Here is a 13,646-nt window from a genome sequence, read left to right on the forward strand (position 1 = left end):
GGCAGGGTGCTGCGTGCTCAGTCCTCGGCTTCGTCGTAATCGCCCTTGTGCTTCGGATTGGGGCGTGCCCTCTGGTCCTTCGAGTAGTCGCGACCGTCGTCCGTGTTTTCGCCCTGCTCCTGCGTGAGACGCAGGTGCGCGGGCGGAGCGCTGCCGTCCTTTTCCTGACCGAAGTAGATGGTCTGATGCGGGAACGGGATCTCGATACCGGCGGCGTCGAAGTGCTTCTTCACCAGGCGGTTGAACGCACGGCCCAGGCCAAACTGCGTACCGGGCAGCGCCTTGATGCGGATGCGCACGTTGACCGAGCTGTCGGCCAGTGCAGTCACCCCGTGTACCTCCATCTCGTCGAGGATGTTCGGACCCTGGTCCGGGTCTTCCTTGAGTTCTTCGAAGGCCTCGCGCAGGCGCACGATGACCTCGTCGATGTCCTCGCGATAGGCCACGCCGTACTCGCCTACGTGATAGCCATACTCGCGCATGTAGTTGGAGACGGCATCCACCGACGAGAACGGGATCAGGTGGTAGGTGCCGGACAGGTCACGCAGGCCCATGGAACGGATCGTGAGCTTCTCGACCACCCCGGTCATGCCGGCCACCGTGACCACGTCCCCGGTGTTGATGGCTTTCTCCAGCTGAATGAACACCCCGGTGATGATGTCCTGCACCAGCTTTTGTGCGCCGAAGCCAACCGCCAGGCCGAGCACACCGGCGCCGGCCAGCAGCGGGCCGATGTTCACGCCAATCTCGGCCAGCACGATCATGGTGGTCATCACGGCCAGCACAACGGCGACCGCGTTGCGGAACAAGGTCAGCAGGGTCTTCTCGCGAGCCCCGGGCTCGCCCTCGCCGGTATTCGGGCTCAGGCGGTGCTCGATCCAGCTGGCGAACACGAGCCAGATGGCCAGGGCGCCGATCAGGATCAGGGCGACCGAGATCGCGGTGCCCAGCACGTACATGCCCGCATCGGAAGCAATCCAGGCGCCGAGATTGAACGCGCCCCAGGCATCCGCGATCACCGCCAGCACGATGAGCAGGATCACCAGGCGCATCGTCTTCAGCGCCTTGGGGATATAGGAGTTCAGGCGTGCCTCGAGCATCGGGAACTTCATGCGAGTCTCGTCCGGTACCCGGATCTCGCGGCCGATGATCTGGCTGAGCACGTTGGCGACGAAGACCCCGATGAATACGGCCAGTACCGTTTGTCCGGTGGCCTTGGCCATGAAGGGCAGGGCATCTTCCGGGCGGGTAATGCTGACGATCGCCAGGGTCAGGAAGTAGATCAGCGCGATCCAGTGCCAGGCGTTCGCCAGGAAGGTCAGCGTCATGCGCGTGAAAGCGAACCCGGCGCGGTTGGCGACCAGGATCAGGCGGTCATGCACGCGCTGGCGGTTTTGCAGGATGATGACCGCGGCGTAGAGGAAGGCGGTCAGCATGACCAGCAGGCCCAGCGAGCGCCCGGCCTCGCTGGAGAGGTGATTGTTGGCCAGCGGGACCAGCAGCAGCAGGCCGTAGCCGATGTAGGTGACCAGGCGTGCCAGCCAGGCATTCCAGTAGGCGGCCTCGTCGCCGGCCATGGGCAGCAGGCGCAGACCCTGGTAGCGCGTGGCGAAGATCAGGCGCAGGGCCGCTTTGGTGACCTCGATCAGCAGGAAGGCGTTGAGGAACAGCGAGTGCCGCGTCAGCATCTCCCCGGAATCCCCAAGCACAAAGAGCGCGAGGCCATAACCCCCGACCCAGGCCAGGATCACGATCAGGAAATCGATCAGCGCGGCCAGGAGTACGGCGGGGAGTGCGCGCAGCAGGTGATACTGCTCCGGCGAGTTGATCACCCAGCGGTCCAGCGCAGCGAACATCGGGCTGCCAAGACGCCGCAGGATGAGGAAGGCGGCGATCGTCAGGACAATCAGGATCGCGAGGTCCAGCACGCCCGCGCCGAATACCACCGGGTCGATCGAGCTCAGCTTGTCGCCAATGTCCACGGCGATCTCGTTCAGGGCCCGAATCTCCTGCACCGTGCCTTCGGCCAGCGATTGGGTGAGCTGGGCGATCTGGCGCGGGATCGACGTCGGTTCGTCGGTGTCGACCGCCGCCTCATCGTCTGCCGTGCTTTCGTCGTCCCCGGTACGCTCGGCACGCAGTGTCTCGAGCAGGCGTTCGCGTGCCTCTTCGTTTTCCAGTGCCTCGATCAGCGCGTCATGCAGATCGCGTCCATCGCCACCCTCCTGGGCCTGGACGGTCCCCAGGGGCATGAGCAGCGACAGCGAGAAGAGGGTGAGGAGGAGGACGAAGGGGAGACGCAAGAAGCGGCTGGGGGACACGGGCGGACCTCGGGTTTGGACGGGGTTCGCGGGTCGCCAGGAGGACGCCAGTGCGAGCATCCGTGCGACAGCGGAGGAATGTAGTCTAGGGAAACGCCAAGGCATTTTCACGCCCGCGGAGCGAGCGCAGGGACTATTCCAGCAGCATCGGGTCCAGCCATGCGATTCCCAGCTGGTTCATCTGGCGCTCGATCCAGGCGATACGCTGGCTGAGGCGCGGGCCGGGGTTGACCGGGTTGTAGCTGCCCGGGCTGGGCAGAATCGCGGCAAGGCGTGCGGACTGGTGCCGGTCCAGTTCGCGCGCGGACACGCCAAAGTAGTGTTGTGCTGCATGTTCGATGCCATAGATGCCCGGACCCCACTCGGCCAGGTTCAGGTAGACCTCGAAGATGCGGCGCTTGGGCCAGATGGTTTCCATCCCCGCCGTGAATCCGGCCTCCAGCGTCTTGCGGACCCAGGAGCGCTTGTGCCACAGGAACAGGTTCTTGGCCGTTTGCTGGCTGATGGTGCTGGCCCCGCGCAGGCGCTGGCCGTGCAGCATGTGGTCATCTACCGCCTGGCGCATGGAGCCCCAGTCGAAACCGCGATGTACCGGGAAGTGCTGGTCTTCCGCTGCGATCACGGCCAGCATCAGGTGACGCGGAAGGTCATCCAGGCGCTGCCATTCCGGCCGCAGGCGGGATGCGGTCTGCCAGTCCGTGGCGACGACCATGGCCATGCCGTAGGGCGGGTTGACCTTGGCAAACAGCACGATCAGGCCGAGCGCGAACGTGATCGCGAGTGTGAGTGTCCCGGCCAGCAGCCAGGTCAGTGCGCGGAGCAGACGGGCGATCGGTCCGCGTCGTCGACGGGCCATCAGTGCCACCCTGTGTGTAGGTGCAGTCCCATGTTCATCGAGGTCAAGAATACCGCGACTCGCGGTTTGATCGAGTATCTAGTCGGTGCGGTCTGATACGGTAAAGCCCAGTAACGATGCAGACCCAATCTTGACCGACGGGGAAACTCGTTCCCGGTTGAACTGTTTCCGTCATGCGTGGCCCAACCACGTAAGCCTAAGCCGGCGTTCGGCCCGGCGATACCATCCGACCCACACGAACAAGAAGGAGAGACCCATGGACGTGATGCCCTATCGGTATACCACCCCCAGTGGAGAGGCCGTTTCCTTCGAGTTTCGTTTGCATCCCGAGACCGGGTCCGCGGTGCGTGTCCAGCAGCTGCTGGACCGGCTGGTGGAGACCCTGGATCACGAGATCGGACTGCTGGGTGATACCTGCAATGGGGATGTGCTGCAGGCGCTGGCAATGGCGCTGGCCGTGCGCACCGACATGATCCCCGCGCACCCGGAGATGACCCGCGATCTGGCGCGCGACGTGGTTGAACGTGCATTGGGCTCGCTGCCGGAGGCCGAGTATCAGTATCTGGGCCCGGTTGGCCATGCCTGACCATGCATTATCCGGGCGGCGCCCCATCGTCTTTTTCGATGGTGGCTGCCCGCTTTGCCGCCGCGAGATCAGCCACTACCGGCGGCTGGACAAGGCCGGTCGCGTGGACTGGCAGGACATCCATGCCGACGCGGCGCCCTTGAAGGCATGGCGCATCGACTGGGACGCGGCGATGCGGCGGATGCATGTGGTCGATGCCCGGGGGCAGATCCATAGTGGGGCCTGGGCGTTTGTCGTCGTCTGGCGGCATTTGCCGTACTACCGCTTGCTGGGACGGGTTCTGTCGCGCGTGCCGCCCGTGGTGCGTCTGATGGATCGGGTTTACAACGGGATTGCGCGTCGACGCTGGCGGTCGCGTTGTGGTGACGGGCTCTGCCGGCCCGATTAGCCCGGCGGCGATGAAGGCTGTGCAAGGCGCAGTCTCGCGCCAACATGCCAAGTAATCGCCAGGGCGACCTGGATGAGTGCGACGGCACCTGTCGGTGCCGTTTTTGATCGAGGAAATCGGAACCGTGAAACGGCTGCTGGCGGGGCTGGCCCTGGTCGTGGGATGTGTGTTCGGCATGCCGGTTTGGGCGGACAGCCTGGTGGCTGAGCGAGCTATTGTGGCCCAGTTGCAGGAGCCCCATCGGATCCTGTTAATGCGGCATGCCGCGGCTCCGGGGATTGGTGACCCTGCGGGTTTCGATCTCGAGGACTGCACAACCCAGCGCAACCTCTCCGAGGAGGGTCGTGATCAGGCGCGCGATCTTGGTGAGCGTCTGCGCGCCGCCGGGCTGGCGGAGATCCGCGTGTTTGCCGGCCCGTGGTGCCGCAATGCGGATACGGCGCGCCTGCTGGGCTATGGCGAGCCGGAGATCCTCGATGCGCTGGGTTCGATCTTTCGCACCAATGAATCCGACCGGGAGCGCCGGATGCGTGCCTGGCACCAGCATCTTGCGGAGGCCTTCGCGCGCGAGGCGGGCCCGGCGGTGTATGTCACGCATCGCGCGAACATCATGGAGCTGTCCGGTCGCAGCATCGGTGCGGGCGACATGCTGGTGGTGGAGATCGATGCCGATGGTGGCGCCCGGCCCATCGCTGACTGATGCCACAGGCCCCGGCAAGGGGCGCCCTACATGTACGGCCCGATGATGCGCGCGATCCAGCCGTAGATACGGTACTTCCAGGGCCGGTTTTCCCAGGCCTCGATGGTCATGCGCTCGGCCTCGGTCTCGGCCTTGTCTTCCTCGATCAGTTCCCGGATCGAGCGGGCGAAATCTTCGTCATAGATGTTCAGATTGGTTTCGTCGTTCAGACGGAACGAGCGGTTGTGCAGGTTGGCCGAGCCAATGCTGGCCCAGCGATCGTCCACGCTCATCAGCTTGGAGTGATACATCCGCGGATGGTATTCGTACAGCTCCACGCCGGCTTCCAGTATTGGTCGCCAGCGATTGACCGAGGCGTGGCGCACGAAGCCGAAGGTCATCGTGTCGCCCGGCATCAGCACGCGGATCCGGACACCGCGTTCGGCGGTTTCGGTCAGGGCATCGAGAAAGTCCGGATCGGGATAGAAATACGCCGTTCCAATCGTCACCTGCTCTTCGGCTGCGGCCAGGGCGTGCAGGAACATCTTGCGGATGCGATGGCGACCCTCGCGTGGGGCGCTGACGACGACCTGCGCATCCAGTTCGCCTTGCTCTTCGAGTTCCGGGTAGTAGGTATCGCCCAGCAGTAGTTCGCCCATGGCATCCAGCCAGGTCTCCATGAAGGCCGCCTGCAGGTTACCCACCACGGGTCCGGTAACGCGGAAATGGTTGTCGCGGTAGGGTTCGCGATCCTCACCGGGCACCCAGGAGTCGGCCACGTTGGCGCCGCCAATAAATCCGGTTCTGCCGTCCACGACCAGTATCTTGCGGTGGGTGCGATGGTTGAACCGCGACATCTCGTACCAGGAGGGTTTGCGCCAGCGCACGACCTCCGCGCCTGCGTCGGTCATGCGGTCGAATTTTTCCTGGGAGGCCGCCACGGAGCCGATGTAGTCGATGACCACGTGCACCTTCACGCCACGCTCGGCGGCGCGCGCAAAGGCCTCCGCGAAGCGGGCCGCCTGATAGCCCCAGAATTCGTATACCTCGAAGGTAACCGTATGCTCGGCGCCCTCGATCGCCTCGATCTTGGCGTCGTAGATGGCCTCGCCGTCGCGCAGCAGCTCCAGCGCGTTGCCGGAGACGATCGGCTGCTGCAGCGTGAGACCCATTCCGCGGCGAAATGCACTGTCCGACGTCCCATAGTCGATGGCCACCGGGACCTTCACCCGGTCGGGTTTCGGGAGGAGGTTAAACAGGGCAACATTCGCCAGCACGAAGGCGAGCGCGAGGCCCAGGAGGATACCGACAGGAATGCCGATGACGCGGCGGCGCATGGTAGGCCTCTTGTATAGAACCCGTTATAGGGATGGTGGGGAAGGGTTGGATGGTGCCGGTGTGGAACCCGCGTGTTGCAGTGTACACAATGCGCTGCGGACAACCCTGGAAGATGTCATGAATCCTTTTTTGGAAGCAGCACTGGACGAGGCGCGAACCGGCTGGGATGAAGGGGGTATCCCGATTGGTTCGGTCATCGAGCATGGCGGCCGCATCGTCGGCCGCGGACACAATCGGCGAGTACAGAACGGCAGCGCCATCCTGCATGCCGAAATGGATGCCCTGGAGAACGCCGGACGCCAGCCCGCAGGCGTCTACCGCGAGTGCACGCTCTACACCACGCTCTCGCCCTGCGCGATGTGCAGCGGGGCGATCGTGCTGTACGGCATCCCGCGTGTGGTGATTGGTGAAAATGCCACCTTCATGGGGGAGGAGGACTGGCTACGCTCGCATGGAGTTCAGGTCGATGTGCTGCAGGACGCCGCCTGCCAGGAACTGATGACCGCGTTTATCGAACGCCACCCCGACCTGTGGCACGAGGATATCGGTTGCGAATAGCGCTGGTTTGACCGGAACGCCCTTGCTGGCGGGCGGAGCGGGCTTGCCGCCTCGGACAAGGCAGCGACAAGGGGCAGGCGCCCGGTGAGCGCCTCATGGTGCCCTTCGCGGTGAACGCCACTGTTCTGGCATGGTCGCTGCTTGGGTGCCGGGTGTAACGAAAACCGGGAGCACCCCATGATCGACGGCATTGGAATGAATCAGGCGGCCCTGCCACGGCCAGTCCATTCGGCGCAGGCCCCGAACAACGCCGGGCAGGCCGGCAACCAGGCGGCACAGATGGGGCGTGCGGCCCACGCTCAGCCCGCCCAGCAGGCCCAGGCCGCCACGCAAGCGCAGGCGAACGGTCAGATCAACGGGCAGGGCGCGGGCGTCTCGACGTCTCCACATGTCGCCCAGCCGGCATCCACCACGCAGGCCCCCTCGGCACACGAGGCGGCATTCTCGCCCCAGGGCGTTAACGCGACCCCGCCGACACAGGCCACCGCGATGCCGCTGGCCGGTGGCCAGGTCAACGGGGCGCCGCAGGCCGACGATGTCCCCCAGAGGGACGCTGACCTGGACGAAGAAACGGACATGGGTCAGACCTTCATGCCCGACGGCTCGGTGCAGTCCAACTCCAACGAGCACCTCGGATCGCACTTTGACCTGCAGGCCTGAGGCTTAAGGAAACGCTTGCGTCTCCTTAAAGATCCCAGTAGTCCCTGCCCGCGGCCCCCGGGCTGTCCAGTTCCAGTACAGGCTCGTCCAGCGCAGCGGCCTGCTCCCGCAGGGTCAGGATGTGTTCTTCCCAGTAGCGCGGCGTGTAGAACACGGGGAATCCGTCGATGAACGCGGGATCATCCGCCCGGCGGGCCAGCCAGGCGGCGTGGCGCAAGATGCGCAGGGTGCGCAGGGTGCTGATCAGGCCCAGCTCGCGGCGGTCGAAGCGCATGAACGTCTCGTAGCCCTCCAGCAGGTCGCGCAGCTGCCCCGCCATCTCCGGAGGTTCGCCGGAGAGGAACATCCACAGATCCTGCATTGCGGGTCCGTTGCAGGCGTCGTCGAGGTCGACGAAGTGGGGGCCGGCGTCGGTCCACAGGATGTTGCCCGGGTGGGTGTCGCCGTGCAGCCGCAGCTGCGGGACGGGGCCCACGGCCTCGGTGTTTCGCTGCATGCGGCTGATCAGGTCCGCGCTGAGGTCGCGATAGACTGACTGCAACTCGGGGGGCAGGTAGCCGGAGGCGAGCACGTCCTGCCGCGCCTGTTCGCCCAGTGCCACCGGCTCCAGCGTGATGCGTTCGTGGAATGAGGCGCTGAGGCCCACTTCGTGGATTCGCGCAATGAAGCGTCCGATACGCTGGAGCGTGTCCGACTGCTCCAGGTCCGGCGTACGCCCGCCGCAGCGCGGATAAACCGCAAAGCGAAAGCCCTGATGATGGTGCAGGGTCGCCCCGTCGTCTGCGACCAGTGGGGCGACGACGGGAACCTCCCGCGCGGCCAGTTCCTGGCTGAATGCATGCTCCTCGAGGATCGCGCGGTCGGTCCAGCGGCCGGGCCGGTAGAACTTGGCAATCACCGGCGTCGCATCCTCGATGCCAATCTGATACACCCGGTTCTCGTAGCTGTTCAGGGCGAGCAGGCGGCCATCGCAGCGCAGGCCGGTGGTTTCCACCGCGTCGAGAATCACGGTGGGTTTGAGGGCATCGTATGGGTGGGGCTGTGTATTCATGCGGCCAATGTACGCACGCGGGCAGCGTCCGGGTCCAGCGTTTTGACGAATGTGTGTCGGGAGAGGGCCGGTGAATCGAGCGTACTGGGTGGTGGCCATCCTTGCAGTGGCCGCATTGATCGCGTTCTTCGCGCTCGACTTGAGCCGCTTCCTGGAGTTCGAGCGTCTGCAGGCGGCCCAGGGGGATCTGGAGGACCAGCGTGCGGCCCGGCCGCTGTTGGCGGCGGTGGTGTTCTTCTTCGTGTATGTGGTGGTCGCGGCGTTGTCGTTGCCCGGTATCGTGATCATGACGCTGGCGGGCGGGGCCATCTTTGGCGTGTTCTGGGGCAGCGTGCTGTCGTCCTTCGCCTCCACACTGGGCGCGACGCTGACATTTCTGGTGGCGCGCACGATCGCGCGCGAGCCCCTTCAGCGCCGGTTCGCGGATCGCCTGGACCCCATCAACCGTGGCTTCGAGCGCGAGGGGGCCTATTACCTGTTCGCGCTGCGTCTGACCCCGGCCTTCCCCTTCTTTGTGATCAACGCAGGCATGGGCCTGATGCGCATCCGGACGTGGACGTATTACTGGGTGTCGCAACTGGGCATGCTCCCGGCCACGATCGTCTTTGCCAATGCCGGTACTCAGATCAGTCGACTGGACGGGCCCGAAGGGATTTTCTCGCCCGGCTTGATTGCCTCACTGGTAGCGGTCGGTCTGTTCCCGCTGGCGGCGCGGTGGGTCGTTCGTGCGCTGCATGGTTCGACAGGAGACTCGCAGCCACGGTGCTGATGTGAACCCTGTCTAAATATGTGCGAAAGCGCATATAATCGCTGAAAACCAATAACGGTCCGAACGGGCGTTCCAAGGCCGGGGTACACGCGACACGTTTTCAGGCTCTCCAACCGGGGGCGAAACCCGCTTATTGAGGATGTTTGGATGGATAGGCAATTGAAGAGGCGCTGGACCGTGGGGCCAGTGCTGGCCGTTGTGCTGATGGGCCTGGCCCTGATTGCACAGGCCGGGGACGAAAACGACGAGCCGCGCGACCGGCCCATCGAGAAGGTGCTGGAGCCGATCCAGCTGACGGATCGCGTCTGGTATTTCTACGGCTCGCTGGAGAACCGCACGCCGGAGAATCTTGGTTTCACCAACAACACGGGCTTTGTCGTGACCGACGAGGGCGTGGTCCTGATCGACTCGGGGCCGAGCTACAAGGTCGCCGAACGCATGGCCGAGGCCATCGCCGAGGTCACGGATCAGCCGATCACGCATGTGATCTCGGTGGGTTCGCAGGATCATCGCTGGCTGGGCAATGGCTTCTTCCAGGAGCAGGGTGCGGAGCTGGTTGCGCTCAAGCGCACTGCCAGCACCCAGGCCGAGCGAGGCGAGAGTCAGATCGCCTCGCTGGCGAATGCAGTCGGCGAAGAGGCGATGGAAGGTACCGAGCCGGTGCCGGCATCCGATCCCATTGATGCCGACGAATACACCTTGACGGTGGGCGGGGTCGACTTCGAGTTGATCTATGCCGGGGACGCCCATTTCCCGGGCGATATCATGGTCCACCTGCCAGGCGAGGATGTTGTGTTCACCGGCGACATCGTCTACACCGAGCGCATGCTGGGGATCCATCCGTTCAGCAACCCGGTGGAGAAGCTGGAGGCGTTCCGGCATCTGGAATCCATCGATCCGGAGATCGTGGTGCCGGGCCACGGGCGGGCCACCGACATGGCCGAGGCGCGCCAGGATACCGGCGACTACCTGGAGCTGCTGGTGCGCGAGGTGAGCGCCGGGATCGAGGACTGGGAGTCGCTGGACGAGGTAGTGGAGCGGCTCGCGGACCTTGAAGAGTTCAAGCACCTGCGCCATTACGACGACTGGCACCGCCCCAACGTGAACCGGACCTATCTGTTCATCGAAGAGAACATGTAAGGGGCTATCCGGGAATCCCGGCTGCAGGCCGGGAAACCTGCCGCGGCGCGGGGTGTGTGATACGCTTCGCGCCGTTGTCGTTTCCGGCAATCCCCAATTTATGACACGCGACGTTCGACCCCGCGTATGGGTCGGCGAAGGAGCCTCGCAATGCCCGCAGTAACCCTCCCCGACGGCAGCCGCCGCGAGTTCGATCATCCAGTCACCGTGCTGGATGTGGCCAAGGACATCGGTCCGGGCCTCGCCAAGGCGACCCTGGCCGGCAAGGTGAATGGCCAGCTGGTCGATGCCCGCCACGAGATCGACGATGACGCCGAACTCGCGATCGTGACCGACCGCGACCCGGAGGGGGTGGAGATCATCCGGCATTCGACCGCGCACCTGATGGCGCAAGCGGTCAAGCAGCTCTTTCCCGAGGCCCAGGTCACCATCGGCCCGACCATCGAGAACGGCTTCTACTACGACTTTGCCTATGACCGCGGCTTTACGCCGGAGGATCTGGAGAAGATCGAGAAGCGCATGAAGGAGCTGGCCAAGCAGGACCTGCCGGTGGAGCGCTCGCTGATGGATCGCGACGAGGCGGTGAAGTACTTCCGCGATATGGGCGAGGAGTACAAGGCCGAGATCATTGCCAGCATCCCGCAGGGCGAAAACATCTCGCTGTACAAGCAGGGCGACTTTGTCGATCTCTGCCGCGGCCCGCATATCCCGTCCACCGGCAAGCTGAAGGCCTTCAAGCTGACCAAGGTGGCCGGTGCCTACTGGCGCGGCGACTCCGACAACGAGATGCTGCAGCGCATCTACGGCACCGCTTGGGCGAACAAGGACCAGCTGAAGGAATACCTGGAACGCCTGAAGGAGGCCGAACGCCGCGACCATCGCAAGATCGGCCAGGAGTTGGACCTGTTCTCGATCCAGGACGAGGCCGGTGGCGGCCTGGTGTTCTGGCACCCGAAGGGCGCGCGCATTCGCCGCGAGATCGAGAAGTACTGGTACGACATGCACGAGAAGGCGGGTTACGACTTCGTGGTCTCGCCGCACATCGCGAACCTCGAGCTGTGGAAGACCTCCGGCCACGCGGACTTCTACGCCGAGTCCATGTACGAGCCGATGGAAGACGAGCACCAGGCCTTCCAGCTAAAGCCGATGAACTGCCCGTTCCATGTGCTGATGTACAAGGACCGGCTGCATTCCTATCGCGACCTGCCGCTGCGCTGGGCGGAGATGGGCACGGTCTACCGCCGCGAGATGTCTGGTGCGCTGCACGGGCTGATGCGTGTGCGCGGCTTCACCCAGGACGACGCCCACATCTTCTGCCGCGAGGACCAGATCGAGGCCGAGGTGATGGCGGTGATCGATCTGACGCTGGAGGTCCTGCAGACCTTCGGCTTCGAGAAATTCGACGTGAACCTCTCGACCAAGCCCGAGGACGCGGTCGGCTCCGACGCGATCTGGGAGCACGCGACCGCCTCGCTGCGTTCGGCGATCGAGAAGAAGGGGCTGGAGTATTCGGTTGACGAGGGCGGCGGCGCCTTCTACGGCCCGAAGATCGACATCAAGATCCACGACGCGATCGGCCGCGAATGGCAGTGCTCCACGGTACAGCTGGACTTCAACCTGCCCGAGCGCTTCGACATGGAATACGTGGCCGAGGATAACGATCGCCGCCGTCCGATCATGATCCACCGCGCGCTGCTGGGTTCGGTAGAGCGCTTCTTCGGCGTGCTGATCGAGCACTACGCCGGTCATTTTCCGACCTGGCTGGCCCCGGTGCAGGCCGAGGTACTGACGATCACCGAACGCCAGGACGACTACGCGCGCGAGGTCACCAAGACGCTGCGGGACAAGGGATTCCGGGTCGAGTCCGACTTGAGAAACGAGAAGATCGGCTTTAAGATTCGCGAGCACACGCTCAAGCGCGTGCCGTACCTGCTGGTCCTTGGTGACAAGGAAATGGAAAACGGGCAGGTCGCGGTGCGTACACGAAGCGGAGAAGACCTTGGCGTGATGAGCGTCGAGGCCTTCGGCGAGCGCCTCCGGGAGGAGGTCGCCAGTCGCCAACACTGAACCTTGAACTGGAGAGAAGGCTATTAGCGCAGCGAAAACGGTCCGCCTGAACGATCAGATCACGTGCCCGCAAATCCGACTGATCGACGCCGAGGGCGAGAATCGCGGCGTCTGCAGTACTGCAGAGGCCCTGGAAATGGCCCAGGAAAGCGGCCTGGACCTGGTCGAGATCTCACCGAATGCCGAGCCACCCGTGGCCCGGATCATGGACTACGGCAAGTTCAAGTTCGAGCAGGCGAAGAAGGCGCAGGAAGCCAAGAAGAAGCAGAAACAGATCCAGATCAAGGAAGTGAAGTTCCGTCCGGGTACAGACGAGGGCGACTACAAGGTCAAGCTTCGCAACCTGCGCCGCTTCATCGAGGGCGGCGACAAGGGCAAGGTGACCATCCGCTTCCGCGGCCGCGAAATGCGCCACCAGGAGCTGGGTGGCGAGCTGCTGGACAAGATCGAGCAGGACATGTCCGATATCGCGGTCGTCGAGCAGCGGCCGAAGATGGAAGGGCGCCAGATGATCATGGTGCTGACCGGCAAGAAGAAGTAGGCCGGTCAGACAACAAGGATTGCGCAGGTCTCCGCATACCTGCCGGTCCTCCCATAAACGGCCGGCCCGAATCGGGTACGGCCCCAAATGCCGGAGAAAGTAATGCCAAAGATCAAGACCAATCGGGGTGCGGCCAAGCGCTTCGCCCGTACCGGGTCTGGGAAGTACAAGCGGTTCCAGTCGCACCGCAGCCACATCCTGACCAAGAAATCCACCAAGCGTAAGCGTCAACTGCGCAGTCCGGCCATGGTGCACGAGGCGGATGTCGCCGCCGTGCGCAAAATGCTGCCGTACCGTTGATCTGACCGAGGAAGAAAGACATGCCACGAGTCAAGCGCGGTGTAACCGCTCACGCCCGTCACAAGAAGGTCCTCAAGCAGGCCAAGGGCTACTACGGCGCCCGGAAGAACGTCTTCCGCGTTGCCAACCAGGCCGTCATCAAGGCCGGCCAGTATGCCTACCGTGACCGTCGCCAGAAAAAACGCCAGTTCCGGTCGCTGTGGATCGTCCGCATCAATGCGGCGGCCCGTCAGTTCGATCTGTCCTACAGCCGCCTGATGGCGGGTCTGAAGAAGGCCGAGATCGAGATCGACCGCAAGAGCCTGGCCGATCTGGCCGTGCACGACCTGACCGCCTTCGGCAAGATTGCCGAAAAGGCCAAGGCCGCACTGCCGGCCTGACGAGGTCCTGCA

Annotated in this window: 15 protein-coding genes; 11 read left to right on the top strand and 4 right to left on the bottom strand. The window is 64.2% G+C overall.

From position 1 onward, the window contains the following. Nucleotides 1–17: 17 nt before the first annotated feature. Both F579_RS0101345 and mtgA read right to left on the bottom strand, forming a co-directional pair. Nucleotides 18–2,321 carry a mechanosensitive ion channel domain-containing protein gene (locus tag F579_RS0101345; protein ID WP_019024617.1) on the bottom strand — a complete coding sequence of 768 codons (2,304 nt, stop codon included), beginning with the start codon at nucleotides 2,319–2,321 and terminating at the stop codon, nucleotides 18–20. 133 nt (nucleotides 2,322–2,454) lie between these two features. Next, nucleotides 2,455–3,177, bottom strand: coding sequence for a monofunctional biosynthetic peptidoglycan transglycosylase (mtgA, locus tag F579_RS0101350; RefSeq protein ID WP_019024616.1), 723 nt, complete (start codon nucleotides 3,175–3,177; stop codon nucleotides 2,455–2,457). A 256-nt stretch (nucleotides 3,178–3,433) separates the two neighbouring features. Between mtgA and F579_RS0101355 the strand changes: the two genes are divergently transcribed. The 3 genes from F579_RS0101355 to F579_RS0101365 all read left to right on the top strand — a co-directional run bounded on the left by F579_RS0101355 (nucleotide 3,434) and on the right by F579_RS0101365 (nucleotide 4,851). Next, nucleotides 3,434–3,763 carry a hypothetical protein gene (locus F579_RS0101355; RefSeq protein ID WP_019024615.1) on the top strand — a complete coding sequence of 110 codons (330 nt, stop codon included), beginning with the start codon at nucleotides 3,434–3,436 and terminating at the stop codon, nucleotides 3,761–3,763. After that, nucleotides 3,756–4,151: a thiol-disulfide oxidoreductase DCC family protein gene (locus F579_RS0101360; RefSeq protein WP_019024614.1), complete on the top strand. Its 396-nt coding sequence runs from the start codon at nucleotides 3,756–3,758 to the stop codon at nucleotides 4,149–4,151. The genes F579_RS0101355 and F579_RS0101360 overlap by 8 nt, the downstream gene beginning before the upstream one ends. A 124-nt stretch (nucleotides 4,152–4,275) precedes the next feature. After that, on the top strand, nucleotides 4,276–4,851 hold the full coding sequence (locus F579_RS0101365; RefSeq protein ID WP_038029435.1) for a histidine phosphatase family protein: 576 nt from the start codon (nucleotides 4,276–4,278) through the stop codon (nucleotides 4,849–4,851). 26 nt (nucleotides 4,852–4,877) lie between these two features. Here the strand turns inward: F579_RS0101365 and F579_RS0101370 are convergent, their stop codons facing one another. Continuing rightward, entirely contained in the window at nucleotides 4,878–6,167 is a 1,290-nt protein-coding gene (locus F579_RS0101370; RefSeq protein ID WP_019024612.1) for a phosphatidylserine/phosphatidylglycerophosphate/cardiolipin synthase family protein, read from the bottom strand. Between the two features lie 118 nt (nucleotides 6,168–6,285). On the opposite strand from F579_RS0101370, the gene F579_RS0101375 reads away from it, so the two are divergent. Continuing rightward, complete coding sequence (locus F579_RS0101375; RefSeq protein WP_019024611.1) at nucleotides 6,286–6,726, top strand: nucleoside deaminase; 441 nt, start codon at nucleotides 6,286–6,288, stop codon at nucleotides 6,724–6,726. Nucleotides 6,727–6,903: 177 nt separating this feature from the next. After that, the gene (locus F579_RS0101380) at nucleotides 6,904–7,386 is read left to right on the top strand and encodes a hypothetical protein (RefSeq protein ID WP_019024610.1); all 483 of its coding nucleotides are present in this window, start codon (nucleotides 6,904–6,906) and stop codon (nucleotides 7,384–7,386) included. Nucleotides 7,387–7,411: 25 nt separating this feature from the next. Here the strand turns inward: F579_RS0101380 and F579_RS0101385 are convergent, their stop codons facing one another. Further along, a complete protein-coding gene (locus F579_RS0101385; protein ID WP_019024609.1) occupies nucleotides 7,412–8,437 on the bottom strand; it encodes a serine/threonine protein kinase in 1,026 nt (341 codons plus the stop codon). Nucleotides 8,438–8,525: 88 nt separating this feature from the next. Between F579_RS0101385 and F579_RS0101390 the strand changes: the two genes are divergently transcribed. From F579_RS0101390 to rplT, 6 genes are all read left to right on the top strand, one after another. Beyond that, complete coding sequence (locus tag F579_RS0101390; RefSeq protein WP_019024608.1) at nucleotides 8,526–9,206, top strand: TVP38/TMEM64 family protein; 681 nt, start codon at nucleotides 8,526–8,528, stop codon at nucleotides 9,204–9,206. A gap of 147 nt (nucleotides 9,207–9,353) precedes the next feature. Next, nucleotides 9,354–10,346, top strand: coding sequence for an MBL fold metallo-hydrolase (locus F579_RS0101395; RefSeq protein ID WP_038029268.1), 993 nt, complete (start codon nucleotides 9,354–9,356; stop codon nucleotides 10,344–10,346). A 150-nt stretch (nucleotides 10,347–10,496) separates the two neighbouring features. Then, nucleotides 10,497–12,413 carry a threonine--tRNA ligase gene (gene thrS, locus F579_RS0101400; RefSeq protein ID WP_019024606.1) on the top strand — a complete coding sequence of 639 codons (1,917 nt, stop codon included), beginning with the start codon at nucleotides 10,497–10,499 and terminating at the stop codon, nucleotides 12,411–12,413. 22 nt (nucleotides 12,414–12,435) lie between these two features. Next, entirely contained in the window at nucleotides 12,436–12,954 is a 519-nt protein-coding gene (gene infC, locus F579_RS0101405) for a translation initiation factor IF-3 (RefSeq protein WP_081616883.1), read from the top strand. Nucleotides 12,955–13,056: 102 nt separating this feature from the next. After that, on the top strand, nucleotides 13,057–13,254 hold the full coding sequence (gene rpmI, locus F579_RS0101410; protein WP_017925357.1) for a 50S ribosomal protein L35: 198 nt from the start codon (nucleotides 13,057–13,059) through the stop codon (nucleotides 13,252–13,254). A gap of 20 nt (nucleotides 13,255–13,274) precedes the next feature. Next, nucleotides 13,275–13,634 (top strand): 50S ribosomal protein L20, encoded by a 360-nt coding sequence (rplT, locus tag F579_RS0101415; protein WP_017925358.1) that lies wholly within the window; start codon nucleotides 13,275–13,277, stop codon nucleotides 13,632–13,634. Nucleotides 13,635–13,646 lie beyond the last annotated feature (12 nt).

It is taken from the genome of Thioalkalivibrio sp. ALJ21 (assembly GCF_000378605.1).
In the GTDB taxonomy this organism is placed as follows: Bacteria; Pseudomonadota; Gammaproteobacteria; order Ectothiorhodospirales; family Ectothiorhodospiraceae; genus Thioalkalivibrio.